Genomic DNA, 19766 nt, shown 5'->3' on the forward strand with positions numbered 1-19766 from the left:
CCCAAAATGGCTGAATGCAAGGAGAAAAACGGCAGCTTCGCCCGATTGGGGCAGGACCAGGGACACCAGCAAAGCGCGACGGCAACAAATGATGATGGACGGTATAATACCAAGATCGATTGTCACCCACGTTGCAATTTCATGTCTTCACTGAATCCACACCACCGCCGGGCGATCACCCTGCTCTCCTGCGCCGCCTTTGCCAGTTCCGCCTCGGCGCGGCTGTGCGACCCGATGCTGCCGAACCTGGCCAAGGCCTTCCTCGCCACACCGGCCGACGCCGCCCAGGTGGTGTCGTCGTTCTCGGTGGCCTACGGCCTGATGCAGTTGTTCTTCGGCCCGCTGGGCGACCGCTTCGGCAAGTACCGGATGATCGCCTGGACCACGCTGGCCAGCCTCGTCGGCAGCCTGGGAGCGGCGCTGTCCTACTCGCTGGGCTGGCTGGTGCTGGCGCGCCTGCTCACCGGCGTCACCGCCGCCGGCATCATCCCGCTGTCCATGGCCTGGATCGGCGACACCGTGCCCTACGAGCAGCGCCAGGCCACGCTGGCGCGCTTTCTCGGCGGCCAGATCATGGGGGTGATCGGCGGCCAGTTCATCGGCGGCCTGTTCACCGATACCCTGGGCTGGCGCTGGGCCTTCGCCGCGCTGGCGCTGGTCTACCTGCTGGTGGGGTGGCGCGTGCTGAGCGAATCGCGCGCCAACCCGCTGGCACGCCCCACGCCTGCACCGGCCGGGCACACGCTCGGCGTCCTCGCCCAGGGACGCACCGTGATCGGCGTCGGCTGGGCGCGCGTCATCCTGCTCACGGTGTTTCTGGAAGGGATCGTGGTGTTCGGCGCGCTGGCCTTCGTGCCGTCCTACCTGCATCAGCGCTTCGGCCTGTCGCTGACCATGGCGGGCGCCCTGATGGCGTTCTTCGGGGTCGGCGGCCTGTCCTACATCCTGTTCGCACGGCATTTCGTGCGCCGCTTCGGCGAAGTGGGACTGGCCGCCGGCGGCGGTGTGCTGATCGGCGGCGCCTGGCTGCTGCTGGCGCTGGGCAATGCCTGGGCCTGGGCCATTCCGGCCAGCTACCTGGTGGGGTTGGGCTACTACATGATGCACAACACGCTGCAGACCAACGCCACGCAGATGGCGCCGCAGGTGCGCGGCACCGCGGTGTCGCTGTTCGCCTCGGCCTTCTTCCTCGGCCAGTCGCTGGGAGTAATCCTGGCCGCGGCGCTGCTGGCACGCTCCGGCGCCCCCGCCGTGTTCATCGCTGCAGCGACGACCACCCCGCTACTGGGCATCGCATTCGCCCGGCGCATCCGGCGCCAGCATCGCCTGCTGCGGGCAGCACAAGCGTAGGCATGCCGTCGATACTCGCCGAGTAAAGCAAAGTCCGGCTAGGAGTTGCCGCTACCGGCTGGACAGCGCCCGCTCGATGAAATTGCGCGGCACCCGCGGGCGCGGCACCCGGCCGTAGAACCAGCGCCGCACGTCCTCGTCCAGTGCGATGCCGTGCATGTAGTTGTACAGCGCCTTGTTCAAGGCCTCGCCCATGGCGTCGTGATCGACCCCGGTCGGGTCGATGAAGCCGACGTCGTTCTTGGCGAAACTCACCTCGGGCAACGGGACCAACTGCACGCCGTATTCTTTGGGATTCTGCCCGACCGGCGAATGCACCGTGCAGGCGAAGCGGTGGAAGAAGCCGGACTGGATGCAGCCGTTGTCAAACAGCTGGCGCACGTATTCCAGCGCGTCCACCGTGTCCTGCACCGTCTGGGTCGGGAAACCGTACATCAGGTAGGCGTGCACCAGGATGCCGGCCTCGGTGAAGCCCTGCGTCACCCGCGCCACCTGCTCCACCGACACCCCCTTCTTCATCAGCTTGAGCAGCCGGTCCGACGCCACTTCCAGCCCGCCGGAGATGGCAATGCAGCCGCTGTCAGCCAACAACTGGCACAGCTCCGGGGTGAACGATTTCTCGAAGCGGATATTGCCCCACCACGAGATCGCCACGTTGCGGCGTAGCAGTTCCTCGGCCAGGGCACGCAGCATCTTGGGCGGCGCGGCCTCGTCGACGAAGTGGAAGCCGGTCTGCCCGGTCTCGGCAATGATGGCCTCGATGCGGTCGACCAGCGTCTCGGCCGACGCCGTCTCGTAGCGCGAGATGTAGTCCAGCGTCACGTCGCAGAAGCTGCACTTCTTCCAGTAGCAGCCGTGCGCCACCGTCAGCTTGTTCCAGCGCCCGTCGCTCCACAGCCGGTGCATCGGGTTGAGCATGTCGAGCAGCGACAGGTAGCGCTCGATCGGCAGCCCGTCCCAGGTCGGCGTGCCGACCTCTTCGAACGGGATGTCCGCCTCCATCATATTGACGTAGCGCACCGTTCCTGTTTCTCCGGGGCCGCCCTCACGTACGAAGGTGCGCACCAGGCGCGAGGTGGAGCGCTTGCTCTGCAGGTGCTCCAGCAAGGCCAGAATCGGTTTTTCGCCGTCGTCCAGCGTGACGAAGTCGAAGTAATCGAACACGCGCGGCTCCTTGAGCTCGCGCAGCTCGGTGTTGACGAAACCGCCGCCCAGCGCGGTCTTGATGTTCGGCCAACGTGCCTTGATGGTCTGGGCGATCCGGAACGCCGCGTATACCGAGCCCGGGAACGGCACCGACAGCAGCACCAGCTCTGGCTGATGACGTTCGATGGCCTCGATGGTCAGCGTCTGCAGGATGTCGTCCACCAGCGAGGGCTTGGCGGCCAGCGCCTTGGCCAGCGGCTCGAAGGTGGGCTGGCTCATCGCCAGCGACTCGGCGTAGCGCACGAACTCGAAACGCGCGTCGACCGCATCGCGCAGCACGTCGGAGATATCGTTCAGGTAGAGCGTGGCGAGATGGCGCGCGCGGTCCTGCTGTCCCAAGGCGCCGAAGGCCCAGGCCAGCGGATCACCGCCGTAGGGATCGTCCGGATCGACGTACACCTCCAGCGAGGCGAAGCGCGCCCCTTCCGGCAGGAAATTGCGGCTGCAGATGCGGTGACTCACGGTGGAGTCGCGCCCCTGCAGGAAGGCGATGGTGGGCGTGATGGTCGCGAGATAGCGCTCGAACTGCTCGACGAAACCGTGCACCTGGGCGCTGCGCTTCTTCGGCGGAATGGCGTCGATGCGTTCTCGGATCGCCTGCAGCCCCTCCACGGAAAACAGCCGCAACACCAGCGCCAGCGCCAGGTCCTCCTGCACCGCGGGCACCTGGCGCGAGCGCAGGAAGCCGGTGATATAGGCGGTGGACGGATACGGGGTGTTGAGCTGCGTCATCGGCGGGATGAGCGACAGCACGCGCAGGGACGAACTGACCACGAAAAAACCTCAGGCGGATGGACCCGCCATTTTGCCAGAATCGGCCGGCGCTGGCAGGCCGAAGCAAGGGGCGGCCGGGCCGTATAGAATGACAGCATCCCCATCCATTAGAGATCGAACCGACGTCATGACTCCCGAACCGCTTTTCCGTTTCCTGCACATCACCAGCGTCGTCCTGTGGGTGGGCGGCATGTTCTTCGCCTACGTCTGCCTGCGCCCGATCGCGGCCGAGCTGCTCGACCCGCCGCACCGGCTGCGGCTGTGGCAGCGCGTGTTCGCGCGCTTCTTCGTCTGGGTATGGGGTGCCGTCATCCTGATCCCCGTCAGCGGGCTGGCCATGCTCACTCGTGTCGGTTTCGATACCGCCCCGCTCAACTGGCACCTGATGCTGATGATCGGGCTGGCCATGATTGCGATCTACCTTTACGTGTTCTTCGGCCCCTATGCCGAGCTGAAACGCGCCGTGGCTGCCGAAGAATGGAAGGCCGGCGGCGAAGCACTGGGCCTCATCCGCAAGGCGGTGGGCATCAACCTCGCGCTAGGCATCGTCACCATCGCGGTGGCCACGCTGGGGCGCTGGCTGGCCTGATGTCGGCGGTTCTGAGTCTATCCCAGTAGGTGAGCGAGCCAAGGCAGATTGAGTGCCGCCGGAGCACAGGAACCGGAATGGACACGTAGTCCATGAGGATCATGGCTGAGCGAGCCTCTGGACAGAGACTCGCACGCTCAGAGCACCGCCGGCGCTCAAGCTGCGAAGGCGTAGCCGCCTAATGGGATGGACTCTCAGCCGAATGGCCGCACGCCGATCAGCCAACCATGCAGCAGGAAGGCGAACAGCGCCCAGACGACCAGCCCGCCTATGACGGCGAGCGCATCCCCCCTCAGCGTCCCGGCCGGGTAGCGCGTCCCCGCCGCCCGGTCACGACGTCGAGCCGAGGCGAAATCCACCACCGACCACACGAGAAAGGCCCCGAACAGCACCACGGCCGCCACGGTCCCGTTGGCGACAAGATGGGCAGCGGCCCACAGCTGTACCCCCAGCACCATCGGATGGCCGACTGCGGCCTTGACATGGTTGCCCGGCACCTTGGCCGCCGCGAACAGCACGAAAGACACCACGGTCAGCAGTGCGGTAAGGTGCCGCCCCCAGAACGGCGGCTCCCACAATACCGACGTCTGCTCACGCGCCAGCCCATAGCCCCACACGATCAGCGCGAATCCCACCAGCGCCACCAGCGTGAACGCACCTTTCCACGCCAAAGGTCCCCAACGGGCAACCTGCACCGTACGCCAGGGCTCGGCGACGATACGCACCGAATGCCCGCCCAGAAAGATCAGCAACCCCAGCAGCAATACCGTCATGACGAGTCCCTCGCTCTGTCGAACCACTCACCAAACCCGGCTGGCATTACTGCGTAACCTTACCGTACGGGTGTATGGACTACGGCCGTGATTCCGCCAAGGCCACGGCACCGGGTTTGGTCAACGGTTCTCGGGCTTATTGATTGTCGGACACGAGCCCGGCGATTCCAAGCTCATCGCTTTGGACGAAACGAACTCGAACGGGCCCGAAAAGCCAGGACTATGCTGAAGTCCACGACGGGTGCATTTCTCCGCGGCATGGGGTGGTGCAGAACAAGCCCGTCGCATCATGACAAGAAACAAGAGTCGGGGGAGAGTTCACGATGCAGAAATCGGCGAACACGGCAGCGGCGTGGGGCCTCGATCGGATTCCACTGGAGTCGATAGAGCTGCAGCGGGTCCACGGCCGGGAAGACCTGTTCTACCTGGCGACGGCGGCCTCGTTTATCGAAAGCGGCTCCGACCTCTACACCCGCAACCTGATCCACTACTGTGCCGGCGAGACGGAGCTGGTCGACTGGCTGCAAAACCACTGGGAAAAGGAAGAAATGCAGCACGGCCGAGCCTTGCACGCCTATGCCCGCCATGTCTGGCCGGAGTTTGACTGGGAGCGCGCCTACGCCGCGTTCTTCGAAGACTACTCGCACCAATGCACACTCGACGAGTTCGAGCCCACGCCAGGCCTCGAAATGGTCGCCCGCTGCGTGATCGAAACCGGTACCGCCACCTTCTACCAGGCGCTAGCGGAGCAAGCCGTCGAGGAGCCTGTGCTGGCCGGCCTGACCTCCCGCATCCGCGCCGACGAGATCGGCCACTACAAACACTTCTACCGCTATTTCCGCCAGTACCGCGCCGGCCAGCCGCCAGGGCGGCTGCGCGTGCTCGCCGCAGTGGGCCGCCGCGTGCTCGAAGCGCGGCGCGGCGACGCGGAATGTGCCTTGTGGCACGCCTTCACCGTGCGCCAGCCCGATGCCGCCGCCAACAAGACTGCCTTCCACACACTAAACGCGCGGCTCGGCCAGCAACTGAAGCACCATTACCCGGTCACGATGGCGGTCAAGATGCTACTCAAGCTGCTCGACCTGCCTACCGGGCTCAGCCGCGTCGTGCAAGGCCCACTGGTCCGGGCGACCCGGTGGGCATTGCGCTAGGGCCTGCCCGCATCGGCAAAACGCGCTAGGCACCGAGCTATCGGCTCAGTACAACTCCTTGGCAATATCGGGCTGGTCCATATTGGTCTTGGTGACGAAGATGACTCCGGTATCGATCTTGTGAGGCTCGATCACCTGCCCCTGCGTCTTGCGGTAGGCAAGATAGACCCCTTGGTATCCCATCTCGCGAGGCCGCTGCACGACGAGCCCATGCAGGTCCCCCAGTCGGACGGCGGAGATCAGGTATTGATTGGTATCGAAGCCGATATGCACGATCTTCCCGGCCAGGCCCATCTTCTTCAACTGGATCAGGGCGCCGAGGCTGGTCGACTCGTTGGGGGTGAACACGCCCTCGAACTTGCCGCGCAGCTTTCCGAGCACCTCCTCGGCCCGGACCCGCGTGTCGCCGACCGAAGTGCCGATATAGGCATCGCGCACCACCGTCAGCCCCGCCTTGGTGGCACCCTCGATGAAGCCGCGCGCACGTTCTTCAGTCGACACGACGCCCTCTTTTTCCCTGAGTAAGACCACCCGCCCCTTCCCCGCCAAGGCCTTGGCCATTTCCTTGCCAGCCAACCGGCCCGCCTCGACATTGTTGGTCGCCACGACTGCCGCGACGTCGGCACCTCCGGTGTCGCGGTCGATGTAAACGGTGGGGATGCCCTGGGCCTTGAGCTGCTCAACCAGTTCGGCCCGTTCCGGTGCATTGGGAGCGATCACCAGAGCTTTGCAATGCAGATCCCAAATCATGTTGGCGATCGTGGCTTGCGATTGGCGGTCCTCCTCGTTGGGCGGCCCACGGAAATAGATGTCGAGACCCAGTTCCTTGCCGGCCTGATTCGCCCCCTCCCCCACGGCTCGCCAAAAAGAGTACCCACCGCCGGCGGAGACTACCTCGATGCACTCCCGGCCCAGTGCTGGCACGCTCACGGCGGCGGCCCCCAGCAGCGCGGCCAGAATGACTCGTCTCAACATGCTTCTGATGTCTCCTCGTTAGCAGTAGCCTCCTGTCCCGACGATGCGTATCGCCCTCGTCGGCACGTTTCCACCGCACTACCCGCTTTGACTGTAGTCGATAGCCGTCGTAAACGATCAAGGCGTGAGGATGTCGTCCTGCTCGGCAAACCGGCTGACGCAGGCCACTACGAGTAGTGATGAAGACGCCAGCAAGTGGTCCGGTCACTCACCAAGCGACTGGTTTTGTTGCACAAATCACGGTCCGAGCAGGCAGGGTAGGCGGCTCGGAATCCTCATGCACTCCAGTACATTCCGGTTCCTGCGCTGCTCTTCACCTCGCCGAGGGCTGCTCGCGACAGATCGTGAACAGGTTCTTAGAGCGCCATCTGCCAATAACCCACGTCTACCCAACGATCGAATTTAAAACCCACCTCGCTGAAGTGCCCGACTTTCTTCATGCCCAGCTTTTCATGCAGCGCAACGCTCGCCGGGTTGGGTAGCGCAACACCGCCAATCACCACGTGAATGGACTTCTCGCGCAGCACGGCAAACAGCGCCTCGTAAAGCCTCGTGCCCCACCCCTTCGAGAGGGACGCGGGTGCAAGGTAGACCGAGCATTCGACTGAGTGGCGGTAAGCGCTCCTCCCCTTCCATTTCGTGGCGTAGGCATAGCCGACGATGGCCCCCTCCTCTTCGGCCACCAGCCACGGGAGATTGGCGGAGCCAATCTCCTTGATGCGCCCCGCAATGTCTTGCGCCGCAACAGGCTCCACTTCGAACGTAATGGTCGTGTTGGCGATGTAGTGGTTGTAGATGGCCGCAATGGTTTCAGCATCGCTCGGTTCTGCTGGACGAATCACAATGGCTCCCATTGTTCTGGTGTTTGACAAGAAGAACGTGCCGTAGATGGTACGCCCTGCTGATTGATAGATCAGCTTATCGAGCTAACCGCCTACCGGAAACCATCCCCGAGGAATCAGGCCACAAATGCTATTTCACTGCCTGGCTTGGCCAGAATGGTCGGACCGAAGCTCACTATGTCGGGAAGCGTGGCATTCTCGTGCTCGCGAATGGCGGCAGCCGATGCGTGCGCCTTATCGTGGGTGGTGTGCGCATCGGAGGCCAAGGTGACGGCGTAGCCCAGCGCGGCCGCCCTACGGGTGGTGGTGTCCACGCAGAACTCGCTGGCGTAGCCGCAAATCACGACATGGTTTATCTGGTGCTGCTCCAGCAACGCTTGCAGCGGTGTGCGGAGAAACGAATCTGGCGTGGTTTTACGGATGAAGTGATCGCCCGGCACCGTGCGAAGGTGGCGTTCCAGTTGCCAGGACTCCGTTCCATGAGCGAGGTTGCCCGAGGCCCGCTCGTGCTGGATGAAGACGACTGGAACGCCGTGAGCCCTGGTCCGGCCAGCCAAAGTGTTGATTCGTTCGACCACCGCGTCGGCCTCGTACGGCCGAGGTTCATCGTCGAACAGGCCGCGCTGAACGTCGATGATGAGCAGAGCAGTTTTCATCTATATGAGGTCTCTTGTGATAGATAAGGCGTTACAGCGCGGCTAACCCAGGGCCCAGTAAAACGCCGTCTTTTGCGCCATGGACACCGCCGTCTCTGCCAAGCACTTCGGCAGAAAATATTCACCAATCATAAGCCCATGCCTCACCTGTCGCCAGCATTGGTGGGGACGTGATGCCTGAATCAGCCCACCCCTGTCGATGTGCTTTCCCCTAAGCGCCGGCATCCTCCAGCCCATCCACCCTGCGCGGGTAGGTGACAGGGCGAAATCAGGTAAGGGAAACAGCCCGGGGGTAAACCCAAATAATAAAAAGGGCGAATGAATCGCCCCAACTTCTCTAGACACTCTTGAGCCGCCAGATCGGGATACCGGTGGTGCAATGTAGCCACGCTCCGATTGCACCCTACGGCTTATTACGGGTTACAGCCTTTTTCTGTTTCCAATTATCTATAAGCAAAACAAAAGCTACAATTGCTGACGTGGGCCAAAAGTAATTAGCAAAAAGGTAAAACAAACCAGTGCACAACCCGATGACAAATATCAGTGCAGCCATGAAATAAAAGGCTGTCCGCACAACGGTTCGTTTAGTTGATGGCATAATATTTGCATGGGAGTCTGTTATAGGTAATACAGCCCACCCTTGCTGCCACGCAGGCAAAGATGTAAAAACATCCACCTCCTGATTAGCTAGCGACAGCAAACAGCGTTGCTGCCAATATTGTACCTTATCGTGCCATTCACCTAGTGCGTTTTGCTCTTCTTCACTGAATGACCAGAAAGGGCTGCCATCATTCTTGCCATGGGTAAAGTTTGTATACCAACCATCCAGACGCTCCAGGAGCTGTAACAGCATGTGGCCATATTCGGATGTGAGGTTATAGGGGGTGAGCGGTAGTGCTTGCCACTCAGCGCAACCAGAAAAGGGACCGATATACGGTTTGCAGGGCTGACTCTGCCAGCATTGCCCAATCTCCCGGACTTCCGCGATGGGCATGTTCATCACCTGCTCCAGACACTGGGTACGGAACACGTTCCAGTCCACCACTTCTACAGGTCGTGGGCTTTGTGGCAATGGCCGTTGCCAGTAGGTCTCGATTGGGGCAGCCCAGTGGGCATTATTCGGATAGGTTGTATTGATCGCTTCAAATAGTACAGGTTCTTTCTGTCTCACCCATACTTCTGCCCCCTCATCGGATATGCACAGTATCGAACCAAGACTGCGTGGTGGTTCAGCCAAAGGAACATATTCCAACAGTTCCTCATTGCTCAATAAAACGAGACGAGCGATGCCACGCTGACGCAAGAAAAGCAGCCACTGAACGTAATCTGCAGTCCAAAGTTGTCCATTCTCATGGCGAAACTGCATTACCACATCCGCAAATGCAGCTTGTCGATGGAAGTCCTCTAGCGTTAATCGGTCCGCCAAGAAGGCACTTCCATATGCACACAGGGCAACGGCGCGGCAGTCTAGGTGACTGTAACTCATTGAACAGTAGCCGTTGTTGCAAGCCTGATGCCCAATGCGCCCATTATTGCGCCGGCTGAGCGGTCCACCCACTTCTTGTAGCGAAGATAAGTGCGACGGGACTGGGGGGCAGATAGGAGTGCAGCCACAATGGCATACCAACCTGCTTCAATCAATACAACGGATATCAACACCGCTGCATTGAAATGCAGTGTTGGTGTGCTTGGCAGGAAAGCTGCAAAAACGCTGCCGTATACGATGGCAGTTTTGGGATTGCTAACTTGCGTGGCAAGCCCCTGCGCAAACTGTTTGTGCAAGTTTGATTGCTCGTTAACGGTTTCTGCGTCTACATCCTGCAGAGGTTCCTTGGCACTTCGCCAGATTTTGGAGGCTATGTAGAGCAAGTACATACCGCCGGAAATTTTGAAAGCAACGTATAGCCAAGGAACAGCAGTCAATGCAGCGCTTAGACCAAGGAGTGCGGCAGAGGCAAAAACAAAGGCACCAAGCCCCATTCCGCAAGCAGCCGCCAGGCCAGCTTTTCTGCCATGAGAGACAGCTGTGCGTGCGACCATCAAAAAGCTTGGGCCAGGGCTGGCGGCACCAATGGCTAACGCAATGACGATGCCTGACAAAGAAATTAGCTCGCTCATGATTCAGTCCTTTGTTGCAAGTTGATGAGGCGCCTGCGAATTTCATAAGCTTGCAAATGAGAATACGCAAGTTTCAACAAGGGAGCATCGACCCCATGCGTCTCTGCCCGGCAAACCATATCGCCAAGGATGTGATCCGCTTCCGTTGCCCCTCCCCGTTCGATGTCACGCAGCATGGACGCCGAGGTGCCTGACCCGCGTGCGGTGAGTTGATTCCGGTATGCCGTCAGTTGCTCGGCACTGGGGATGTGGCCATGCTGCGCGGCAACGGCAACACACTCATCGAGCAGACCGATGATGAATGCTTCGCCGGAATGCGTTTCCAATATGTCGCCAATCGAGCTGCGCATGGTGCACGTCGCCCCTGCCAGCGTCGATAGGAAAATAAACTTGTCCCACATATCCCCCTCGATATTCTCCGACAGGGAAAAATCGATGCCGGTCTGAGCCAATAACTCGGCCAGCGGACGAAGCAGCGGGGAAGCGGGCGTTTTCCGGCTGCCGATCAGCAAACGATGCAATTGGTTAAGATGCCGGATCTCCCCCGTTGGGGCCAAGGTGACGGAAAGATGAGCGAGCCCACCCAATACCCTTTCCTGCCCGAACTGAGCATCCAGACGTGACAGATGCGCAAAACCATTCAGCAAGGGCAGCACCACGCCCTCCGGGCTGAGGGCCGGGGCAATCGAATCCAGCGCTGCATCGAGGTCATAAGCCTTGCACGACAAAACGACAATGTCGAAATGGCCGCTCATCGGGCCGCCAACCGTCGTCACCACTTTGGGTGTGATATGAACGTCACCCAGCGGACTCACTACTCGCAGCCCATCTGCCGCCAGCTTGGCGGCACGCGCCGGCCGGACCAGAAAGGTGACATCCCCTCCTGCTTGGTGCATTCTTGCCCCGAAATACCCGCCGATACCACCAGCTCCCAGCATCAGGATTCGCATGATGTATTCCTTATTTGCCTCGGACTACCGACAAGCCAACCGATAAAATGTCCGAAGAAACAGCATTCTTTACACGACAGGCGCCAACGACGTTGCAACGCCCTACGCTCGCCCGGCCACGTCACACAGAAAATCATTCATCATAATCACGACACATCGTCCAGCACCAGCGACGGCGGTGCGGATTGGCCACTTCTAGCTACCCCAGCTCGTCCCCCAAAGCCGCCCCAATCAACCGGCACAAGGCCACAAGGTTGACGCCGCCGTGAGCGTCGGCAACAATTCTGCTGCTGCAGTCAATCCTGCAACCGAGATTGGCGTCTCGAATCCAACGGCGGACAGCCGCCCTATGCGGCATTTTTTACGTCCGTCACACACCATTGGTGCGTCTTCTCTATGGCGGGCCGTGGTGGGAGAGCCTTCGGGCTCGCCGGTTCCGTTGGTCCGGTACGCCAATCCTGCCATGCGCCTGCCACCCCCGGTTGGCGTCGGGAGGCAGGTCTATCTGACCAACGGAGGCCTCCATGCCTAAATCCCTCTCCCGCGCCCTGTTGCGCCTGTTTCCTGACCCTGTTTTCCCGTTAACCACGTTGTCCGAAGCCCGGTTTCTAAAACGCTTACCGGCTGATGGTTTTGCCAGGGAGGTTGCCGCATGAGTGCGACCATCCCACCCCTCGCCTTGAACGACGGCACGCTGGCTGTTGCCCAGTTGCAAGACACGCTGCGGCAACTGCGACAGTTGTGCAGTACCCATCCGGAACTGAGCGCGGTCGAGGCGCTGCTGGCCCGGCTGGAAACCAATGGCCACGACATCGACACCATCCTCTGCGCAGGACTGCAGGAATTGCATGCTGTCCACGATGGCCTGAGCACCGCGCTGATGTTGCTCGACCACGCCGGCGAAACCGCCCTGTCCGGCAACGGCTTGTACAGCTTGCTGCAACCGCTGAACCAACGCTTCCAGCAGGCGTTGATGCGGGTGAATGATTTGATTTGAGTGTGGTGTACTCGGATGTGACCGACTGCGAGGAGTGAATGAGAACCCTGACCGTGGCGCCAGAGCAGAGTGGGTTTTGGTTTACGGCAGAGACATAAGAAGGTTGGCCGAAGACGGTTAAACGATACCTTCGGTCAACCTTTTGCATGCACGGCAGATTGCCCGCCGTTTCACAAAGCAAGGCGGGGTGGAACGGCCTTCAAAACGTTAACGCTCACGAGTGTTAGTGTTGGGCTTCGACAGGCTCAGCCCGACCTACGTGCTGCCGACACACGGGGTGGCAAGGCGTCGTTGCCGCCACGCCTCTCGCACCGGTCCACCATGAGCTACGGCAAGACCAAATCAAAGGCAAGAAGAGGCACGGCTGGCATACAGGCGGCCAGGCCTCGCCATAACTCTCTGGATGGCGTAAGTTAGCACCGGGCTTACCCTCCCTGTGCCGACTCTTCCACCGGAATTCATTCTCGTGAAAATCCCTATCGAGGCGGCCCTCACGCTACTGCATGAGGCCGCATTCGGGACGCTGGCGACCAACTCGTCCCAATTGCCGGGCTATCCTTACGCCACTGTCGTTCCCTACATGCTGGATGAGAGCCACTGCCCGGTGCTCTGCATCAGCGCCTTGGCCGAACACACCAAAAACCTGCTGGCCGACCCGCGTGTGAGCCTGTCGGTGGTGCAGCCCGGGGCCACGGATGTACAGGCCACGGCCCGCCTCACGTGGGTGGCCGATGCGGAAAAATGCGAGGCAACACCCGCCTTCCTGGTCAGGTATTTCCGCTATGAGCCCGGCACGGAACCGCTTCTCGACCTTGACTTCATGTTCTTCAGACTCAATCCCAAGCGCATCCGCTTCATCGGCGGGGTCGGCCGCATGGGCTGGCTGGAGGAGCCGGAGTGGAAGGCCTTGACTCGACTACCCGCTGCCGACGAGGCTCTGCTCGTGGATGAAGTATCGGCCGTGCTTCAAGGCAACGCCCGCGTGCTGGGCATCGACCCCTATGGCATCGACTACGAACTCGATGGGCAGCGGCAACGGCAAGCGCTACCGGGAGAGACGTTGAGCCTTGAAACCGTCAAAGAAGCGGCACGCATCCTGGCGGCCCAACTCGAATAAGGCGGAGAAAGCGGCTTTGCCAGGGAACCCTTCTGAAGCTGCTAGTGTTGCCTGCAAGGCCTTATTATTGCTGGGTTCACGTGTAGAGTAGTGGGCAAAAGGGAAGGCTTGAATTCGGCCAAAGCAGTCACCCACACCTGCAACAGAGGAAGACCGCTTACGGCTGATTGCCGTCATTTCAGCTCGAGTCGCCCATTGGCCGCTCACTTCGAAGTAGTAGCCGTTCGCCTAATTTAAACGGGTTAGCTCTTTTAGCCGTGCAAGTGAGACCAAGAAGTCGATTCGGTCGCGTTTGCCAGCGTTGTAGATGTAGCGTTTGTCACCGACCAAGTACACTCCATCGCGTGCACGAGAGATGGCCACGTTCATGCGTCTAGCGTCAGCGTAGAACGTAGCCGGCCCCCAGGTACGAACGAAGGAGAAGAACACGACATCAGCTTGCCTGCCTTGGAAAGCGTCCACAGTGTCCACTTCAATGCCGATCTTTGCCTTGTCGAAGTTCTCAGCTTCGATCTTGTCGCGCAGCAGCCGGCACTGCGCCCTGTATGGGGTGATGACGGCCACAGAGAGCTTGCGGGTAGGCTTGCCAATGCTCTTTTGCTCAGAGCGCATCAGAGCCATCTTGTGCAAGCAGTCGAGGATGATGTCGCACTCGATCGGGTTCTCAAGCACCCCACCCAAGTCCTGCGGGAATCGGACACCCTTGGGGCTGTATGTGTACCAGCCAAACTGGTCAAAATTGTGGTCAGCCTTCGCTCGGTGGTGCTGCAGTTTGCCTTCGTAGAAGTGTTTCGAGATGAACTCGCCAATGTTGGGCAGCATCCGGTACTGTTTCTCCAAGGTACCTTTCCGATCCTCTGGCAGGTTTTTAAAGATGCGGTCGATCACGCCATTGCGGATCAGCTTTTCCTTGTGCTTGGTGATGGTCTTGAGCGCGGTGCTCTCTTCTTCGCAAAATGTAGGCGGCAGCTGATTGTGGTCGCCAACCAGTATGCACTTGTTGCCAACGCTCATGGCCATGAGCCATTCGGGCATGGTGGCCTTAGAGCATTCATCAACGATGACCAGGTCGAACATCTCGCTGTCATCATCGATCAAGTGGTCGATCTGGTTGCAGGTCACACCGATGATCTGCCTCTTGTCAGCGGCATTGATGTACTGCCAGCGCGGGATCTTTTGGACGCCATCCTCAACCTTGCCCTGCTCCAGGCTCAGGTACAGCACATCGGTCAGCGCGGGTGCGTAGCTGCGCGCCTGGTTCCAGGTGCGGATGATCTGAGTCTTCGCATCCGTCTCCTTCGTCAGCTCACTCTCGAACTCGGTGATGGTGTAGCTCGGGTAGCGCATGATCTGCGAGCGCAGGCGGGAGCCACAGATTTTCGATAGCCGGTCCAGCGCGTTATCGACCGCCACGTGCGTCTCCGAAGTGATCAGAACGCGAGCGTTGGGCTTTGCCGCAAGCGTTTGCAGCACGATCTCGACGATGGCAGTGGTCTTGCCGGTGCCCGGCGGGCCTTGCAAAAAGAACAGGTCGTTGCAGGTCAGAGCTCTCTTGATGAGTTCGTAGGCGAGGTCACCATCTTCATAGCCGTCTTGTATGGGGGCACCGGCCTGGAAGCCCATGTTCAGGTCCGATATGTACTCTGAAGCTTGGGCGACCATTTTCTTGACCTCCTTTTGAGCTTCAGCTGAGATTTTGGGCCTGCGATTGTCTTTGTCGTTTTCCTTGGCGATCTCGGCCTTGAGGCGAATGTCATCACCGCCCTTTTGAGCCTGTTTGCTGTAGTAGTGCAACAATAGCTTGTTGTGCGAGATGTTCACGTTCAAGCCCATTCTGAATTTCAGAAGATACTTAATCTGGCGCTTGTATTTGGTCTGGGTGCCTAGGTCGTCCGTAATATCAAGCAGAGCGGTCAGATACTCGATCCAATCGTCAATGTGCTCGATGAAATCAAGGGTTTGAGGTGTTGCTTCTGTATTAATGGTCATTGAACTTTTCTTTTGTTTTTGTGAAGAGCAAAACATCAATTCCAGCAGCATTCTTCAGGCCAAGGCCCAAAGCGACCTTGCGCTTTACAGGTGGAGTCAGCTCGTCCTCTGAGAAAGGCAGATCAAACTTCATCCCCACAATTTGCTCAATGAGGCGGATGTCTTCACTGACGGTGAGCACTCCGAGATTGGCTGATGCCATGCCAGAAGAGAACAGAAGGTCAAGAGCCAACAATAGCCGGTTCTTTGAGAACTGAGGCAATGCCATCAGCAGCTTATCCCGCGTGTTATAGCCCCAAGCAACTGCGTAATAGATGGCAAGCACGGCATCTTTGAGGTTCTTGTTACGCCAGTGGAAAGTGAGTTCAGTTGAAACCATTGGTGCCTTACGAATGATCCAAGTTACTAATTTTTTGTTTGTCTGATGCGTCAAGAGAAGCCTTCAGTAGCACTCTTGGATTGTCCGTCCTTATTCTTCTTTTCCCAATGCAAACGTCGCTGCTCTGCAGTTGATACACCAATGGCGCGCATCGGATTAAACGTATCGTCCACCTCGAAAATCTTCATGATGTTGAGGATGCTTTGATCGGGCGAAATTTTGTCCAAATGGGACAGCAGGCCGTTGACCTCTTTGGGGCGTTCGAAAATAACAGTACGAGCTAGGCTGATTACGGAGTATTCAGTCTTCGCTGAGTTGAAACGAGCTTGCGCAGCTGTCTTCATTGTCTTGAGACTGGTGAAATCGCTGTAATCGTCTGTGTCGCGGCATCGTTGGATGCGATCCAGGATGTCGCTGCGCTCATCGCGAGCCAGCTGTAATTTAAGCTTGGCCGTCTCGAACTCTTCTTTGGTATTGCGATGCAGCTCCTTGAGATCTTGGGTGCGGATCAGCCCACTAATGGCGTCAATCCAAGAGTTGGCAATGTCGCTCTTGGTTGGCTGTCTGCAGTAGTAATCCTCAAGCCTGGCGCGAATCACCTTGAGCTTTTCAGTGCAATGCTGGTACCGCTTGCTCAACTCCGCCTTGACCCCATCGTGTTCCTTTAGGAACATCTCATAGCCGTTCTTGTATTCATCGCGCTGGTTTTCAAGGCCGCGTATCTGGCCACGAAGATGCAACTTGTGGCTTCTGATGCGTTGGATGTCCTCTTTAAACTGCCTCGCGTCGGTGTTGCGGTTTCTGCTGAGCTGTTCGATTGTTGAATCGATCAGCTCGCTGCTGATGCGAACAGGCTTTTCTTTGACGGTCAGGTGCCATGCATGGCGCTCTTCCCTCTGCGTGAGTCGATTGATTTCGGCTTCATAGGCGTTGAGCAGGTCTCGTGAAGCGTAGAGTGTTCGTAGCTTTTCGCTGAGGAGGTCGATCTTCTTTTTCTCGAGGTCGATTCTCATCCAAGAGTTGAATGCCACAAACATGAAGTCCTGGAACTGAGCCAAGTCCGGAAGGTATTCATTAGCCGAGGTGACCGTGGTGTTCAGGATGGCAACGAACTCATCGAGTTCCTTGTTGCGCTTTACCTGGTGAGCATTGGCCAAGTCCCTGTATTCCTCGGCCTGACGAGTCAGGCGGGCCTTAACCTGTGCTTCCTTTTGCTGATACTCGGCAATCGCGCTATCGGTTTTGCTGCGCTCTTTCTCTAGGGATGAGCTGCAAAAGAGGTGCGTAAGAAACTTTAACAGCATGCATTCTCACCCTTCGATCAACAAAAATTCGCATGCCTTATCGAATCCAGTTCTGGCCGGCACAAGCAGCTCCAGTCGGCTTCTAAGCGTCTTTTCGATGATCGAACGGGCCTTTTGATCCTCGGGAGAGGTGCCAAACTGATAGTTCATAAAGCGGGCCAAGTTGTTCAACTCATCCTCGTATGATTTCATCTTGGACTGATGTTCCTCTTCGAGCTTCTTGGTCATGTCCATGCTCGCAACGTCTTGCTGATGACTCTTGCGGATGGGCGCGAACATCACGTAGTTCATCTCCAGGTGCTGATCCAAGGCTTCGCGCATCTGGTCGAATTGGCCAAAGGCCTGCTCTGACAGCTGTTGGCGAGCGTGTTCGTAGTTGCGCTCGATCTCAGCAATGTGGTTGTCGAACTGCTTGAGCATTTCAGCCATCTGCAAGCGTTCTTGCTCGTCGAGTGCGTCCATGCGGGAGTACATCTCGGAGCGAACCGACTGGAGCTGTCGCTTGCGAGAGCCATACTCCGAGAAAACTGAAATCGCGCCAGCGAACGGCAAGATGTCTGTCCAGCGGAACGAAAACTCGGTCATGGTGCCCACCACCCCGGTGTACTCCGTGAGCGTAATGTTTCCGCATCCAAGCTGATCGGCTGCGTACTTGATGTCCGCGATAGCTATTTCCTGTCCAATGGACGAAAAGTGGTTCGTGTACGCGCCCACTGCCACCGAGAAGCCAATGGCGAACACTGCGCCGACTGCGATGGGGCCAAGTGCACCAAGCGTGGTGCCAAGCACAGCGGTTTGCCCAATGCCCGCGGCCACGTACTGGCCCATGAATGCAGCGGTCGCGGTCCCGGCGCTGTACGCAAGCGTTCCACCTACTGCCTGCACGGAGCTGCCAATCGTTGCCGCTGCAAACTCCACGCTATCGATCTCGCCGTTGGCGAAGGCATAGATGTTATTGCCCAGATCAATTGCAATCGTTGCGGCGACTGCGGCGACGTTGCCCTTGACCAAGTGCTTACCAACGGTTGATGTCGCAGCGCTAGCGGCGGCGCCTGTGGCCGACTTCGCAGCGGCCTGCCTTGCTGCTTGACTGGCTGAATCGACCATCGCCTGACCAACGTGCTGAATGCCGGTGACCAGCGCAGCCTTGCCCGCACTTTCGACTGCGTTCGTAGCAATACGCTTGCCAATAGCCATGCACTCTTCCTGGGTAAGCTTCTTGTCTGAGTTGAGTACGTCATAAAGCTCAGTTGCAGCCTGCATGCAGGCGCCAGAAATTAGCCCACTTTTGATGGCATTACGGTACTGCATGGCGTTGAAGTCCATGCGGACTTCGCCTTCATGCGCGTATTCGGGACCATCAGGGTTGGACTCGGCCTGTTTGGTCAGGTCCTCAGAGCCGCCTTTGCCCTTTCGGTTCAATGGATCGCTTGAAACTCCGCCCGCTGAGATATTGTCATCGACATTGTCTGCAGTGTGCTGGTTGCTCTTGGAGACTTCAGGACGAGTCTCTTGGTTGCGCTGAGCGCGGCGCTTGGCAGATTCTTTGATGCCACCGATTTGCTCTGCGGGGCCGACTTTGCCTACATCGTCATAGTCAGGGTGGGACATCTGAGCAGCCGTTTGGTCCGCATCCCCATTGTATTTGAGCTGAAAGTCAACGGTCTCATCAGGCGTTTTGACACGAATGTCTGTCTTCGGATCGTTGTGAACGCCGGTGTCACGCGATGCCCGGTGGTTGTTTTTACCCTGCGATGCGGCACGAATGTTGTATGACTCGGCATGATGGGCCTCCGCCACCAGCCCCTGCTTCACACTCAGCGACTGGTCAGAGATCAATCCATCCTTGCGACGGATGGCATCTCTGACGTTGTTGCGGTAGTTTTCAAGTGCTTCGTTTAGAAATTTGTTTTGAAGCTCGTTAAATCCAGCATGGGCAAAGGTAAAACCAGCGTCGAGGCTTTCTTTTTTTTTCATGCGTATAAATTTGTGCAGCTTAATTGGAGTGGCTCAATTGGTTCAAACATTCCTACGCCTCTTATTTAGCTTCGTAGAAGATTGCATCCAGCATAGCAGCACGGGCATGCCAAACCTTGGCTTCGCTCTGTTGCTTGGGCTCTGGTGACTGCCATCATGGTGCCTGTTGAAGACGCTCCACAACTTCTGCCCAGTAGCGTCCGTAATCCAGCTTGTCAGGCCGCTTCATGCCGACATCTTGAGCCAACTTTTTGAGGTTGGCGCCGTCATCCCATAGATCTGAGGATGCCCATGCCGCGCCAAAAATGGTAATGTCATATTTCTTAATGAGTCGCAGTAAGTTTGAGTTAAGGACTGTGTTGGTAGAGATGAGCTTCATAGCATGGCACTACCAGATGACAATGGCCTATCGTATCGGCTTGTAACTGGGTTCGTCCATGAAATCTTCATCAAGGTACTGCTTCCGGTCGCAACGGTCTTTCAGTGGTAGGACGTGAAAGGCTGCTCGCAGCCTTAAGCGGCCTTCCTCAGTTGCTGCAGTGAATGACTGCTGTGGCCGACCACCTGCCCTTTCGAACCTTACCCTTGCGACTCATCAAACCAAGCAATCGCAAATGAA

19 protein-coding genes are annotated in these 19766 nt (G+C 58.5%); 6 read left to right on the forward strand and 13 right to left on the reverse strand.

The genetic code is table 11. The features are described from left to right. Positions 1-141: 141 nt before the first annotated feature. A complete protein-coding gene (locus tag B9N72_RS12625; RefSeq protein ID WP_085276744.1) occupies positions 142-1350 on the forward strand; it encodes an MFS transporter in 1209 nt (402 codons plus the stop codon). 51 nt (positions 1351-1401) lie between these two features. Here B9N72_RS12625 and B9N72_RS12630 read toward each other — a convergent pair whose 3' ends face one another. Next, positions 1402-3330, reverse strand: a complete 1929-nt coding sequence (locus B9N72_RS12630) for a B12-binding domain-containing radical SAM protein (protein WP_085276745.1) — start codon at positions 3328-3330, stop codon at positions 1402-1404. A gap of 127 nt (positions 3331-3457) precedes the next feature. Here B9N72_RS12630 and B9N72_RS12635 point away from each other — a divergent pair, with 127 nt between their 5' ends. Then, a complete protein-coding gene (locus B9N72_RS12635; protein WP_085276746.1) occupies positions 3458-3919 on the forward strand; it encodes a CopD family protein in 462 nt (153 codons plus the stop codon). Positions 3920-4113: 194 nt separating this feature from the next. Here B9N72_RS12635 and B9N72_RS12640 read toward each other — a convergent pair whose 3' ends face one another. After that, positions 4114-4719: an NnrU family protein gene (locus tag B9N72_RS12640; RefSeq protein ID WP_234985975.1), complete on the reverse strand. Its 606-nt coding sequence runs from the start codon at positions 4717-4719 to the stop codon at positions 4114-4116. A 296-nt stretch (positions 4720-5015) separates the two neighbouring features. Here B9N72_RS12640 and B9N72_RS12645 point away from each other — a divergent pair, with 296 nt between their 5' ends. Beyond that, complete coding sequence (locus tag B9N72_RS12645; RefSeq protein ID WP_085276748.1) at positions 5016-5843, forward strand: ferritin-like domain-containing protein; 828 nt, start codon at positions 5016-5018, stop codon at positions 5841-5843. 45 nt (positions 5844-5888) lie between these two features. Here B9N72_RS12645 and B9N72_RS12650 read toward each other — a convergent pair whose 3' ends face one another. From B9N72_RS12650 to panE, 6 genes are all read right to left on the reverse strand, one after another. Continuing rightward, positions 5889-6818, reverse strand: coding sequence for an ABC transporter substrate-binding protein (locus tag B9N72_RS12650; protein ID WP_085276749.1), 930 nt, complete (start codon positions 6816-6818; stop codon positions 5889-5891). Positions 6819-7174: 356 nt separating this feature from the next. Then, entirely contained in the window at positions 7175-7660 is a 486-nt protein-coding gene (locus B9N72_RS12655) for an arsinothricin resistance N-acetyltransferase ArsN1 family B (RefSeq protein WP_085276780.1), read from the reverse strand. A gap of 116 nt (positions 7661-7776) precedes the next feature. Continuing rightward, entirely contained in the window at positions 7777-8316 is a 540-nt protein-coding gene (locus tag B9N72_RS12660; RefSeq protein ID WP_085276750.1) for a cysteine hydrolase family protein, read from the reverse strand. Between the two features lie 403 nt (positions 8317-8719). After that, positions 8720-9682 (reverse strand): hypothetical protein, encoded by a 963-nt coding sequence (locus B9N72_RS20830; protein ID WP_143477827.1) that lies wholly within the window; start codon positions 9680-9682, stop codon positions 8720-8722. A gap of 116 nt (positions 9683-9798) precedes the next feature. After that, the gene (locus B9N72_RS12665; protein WP_085276751.1) at positions 9799-10434 is read right to left on the reverse strand and encodes a LysE family translocator; all 636 of its coding nucleotides are present in this window, start codon (positions 10432-10434) and stop codon (positions 9799-9801) included. Next, on the reverse strand, positions 10431-11384 hold the full coding sequence (gene panE / locus B9N72_RS12670) for a 2-dehydropantoate 2-reductase (protein WP_085276752.1): 954 nt from the start codon (positions 11382-11384) through the stop codon (positions 10431-10433). The genes B9N72_RS12665 and panE overlap by 4 nt, the downstream gene beginning before the upstream one ends. Before the next feature lie 524 nt (positions 11385-11908). On the opposite strand from panE, the gene B9N72_RS21595 reads away from it, so the two are divergent. The 3 genes from B9N72_RS21595 to B9N72_RS12680 all read left to right on the forward strand — a co-directional run bounded on the left by B9N72_RS21595 (position 11909) and on the right by B9N72_RS12680 (position 13498). Next, positions 11909-12040, forward strand: a complete 132-nt coding sequence (locus B9N72_RS21595) for a hypothetical protein (RefSeq protein WP_268808248.1) — start codon at positions 11909-11911, stop codon at positions 12038-12040. Further along, a complete protein-coding gene (locus tag B9N72_RS12675; RefSeq protein ID WP_085276753.1) occupies positions 12037-12381 on the forward strand; it encodes a DUF1484 family protein in 345 nt (114 codons plus the stop codon). Before B9N72_RS21595 ends, B9N72_RS12675 begins: the two co-directional genes overlap by 4 nt. A 466-nt stretch (positions 12382-12847) precedes the next feature. Continuing rightward, positions 12848-13498 carry a HugZ family pyridoxamine 5'-phosphate oxidase gene (locus tag B9N72_RS12680; RefSeq protein WP_085276754.1) on the forward strand — a complete coding sequence of 217 codons (651 nt, stop codon included), beginning with the start codon at positions 12848-12850 and terminating at the stop codon, positions 13496-13498. A 228-nt stretch (positions 13499-13726) separates the two neighbouring features. Here the strand turns inward: B9N72_RS12680 and B9N72_RS12685 are convergent, their stop codons facing one another. The 5 genes from B9N72_RS12685 to B9N72_RS12705 form a co-directional block, all read right to left on the reverse strand. Then, the gene (locus B9N72_RS12685; protein WP_200810983.1) at positions 13727-15538 is read right to left on the reverse strand and encodes an AAA domain-containing protein; all 1812 of its coding nucleotides are present in this window, start codon (positions 15536-15538) and stop codon (positions 13727-13729) included. Continuing rightward, entirely contained in the window at positions 15477-15920 is a 444-nt protein-coding gene (locus B9N72_RS12690) for a hypothetical protein (protein ID WP_200810985.1), read from the reverse strand. The genes B9N72_RS12685 and B9N72_RS12690 overlap by 62 nt, the downstream gene beginning before the upstream one ends. Further along, a complete protein-coding gene (locus B9N72_RS12695; protein ID WP_085276757.1) occupies positions 15917-17170 on the reverse strand; it encodes a hypothetical protein in 1254 nt (417 codons plus the stop codon). The genes B9N72_RS12690 and B9N72_RS12695 overlap by 4 nt, the downstream gene beginning before the upstream one ends. A 6-nt stretch (positions 17171-17176) precedes the next feature. Next, positions 17177-19147 carry an MATE family efflux transporter gene (locus B9N72_RS12700; protein ID WP_085276758.1) on the reverse strand — a complete coding sequence of 657 codons (1971 nt, stop codon included), beginning with the start codon at positions 19145-19147 and terminating at the stop codon, positions 17177-17179. Between the two features lie 154 nt (positions 19148-19301). Then, on the reverse strand, positions 19302-19526 hold the full coding sequence (locus B9N72_RS12705; RefSeq protein ID WP_085276759.1) for a hypothetical protein: 225 nt from the start codon (positions 19524-19526) through the stop codon (positions 19302-19304). Between the last annotated feature and the right edge of the window lie 240 nt (positions 19527-19766).

Origin of the sequence: Pseudogulbenkiania subflava DSM 22618, assembly GCF_900177275.1 — a bacterium.
Lineage (GTDB): Bacteria > Pseudomonadota > Gammaproteobacteria > Burkholderiales > Chromobacteriaceae > Pseudogulbenkiania > Pseudogulbenkiania subflava.